Origin of the sequence: Duganella lactea (assembly GCF_009857505.1) — a bacterium.
In the GTDB taxonomy this organism is placed as follows: domain Bacteria; phylum Pseudomonadota; class Gammaproteobacteria; order Burkholderiales; family Burkholderiaceae_D; genus Rugamonas; species Rugamonas lactea.
On record NZ_WWCP01000140.1, the window covers coordinates 1 to 242 of the forward strand.

General features: G+C 55.4%; 1 protein-coding gene. It reads right to left on the reverse strand.

What is annotated here, in order from left to right; all coding sequences use genetic code 11:
- The coding region (locus GTP44_RS28540) for a transposase (RefSeq protein ID WP_161021819.1) at positions 1 to 242 on the reverse strand (242 nt) is incomplete at both ends.

Here is a 242-nt window from a genome sequence, read left to right on the forward strand (position 1 = left end):
TCAGAAATTGGCTTGTCCTTGCTGCCTTTGCGCTGGATGTGCATGCGGTAGCCTTGGCCGGTCAGGCGCTCTTCGCGCTTGTAGTTGACATAGCCTTTATCGGCATAGACATCCTGGCTGGTATTGGTCGGGTCCAGTACGTCTTCGAAGTGCAGGGTGTCGTGTTCGCTGGCGGTGCTGATCTTGATTTTTCGGATGAGCTTGCAGCGCTTGTCCGCGTTCACCGACAGCTTGTAGCCGAA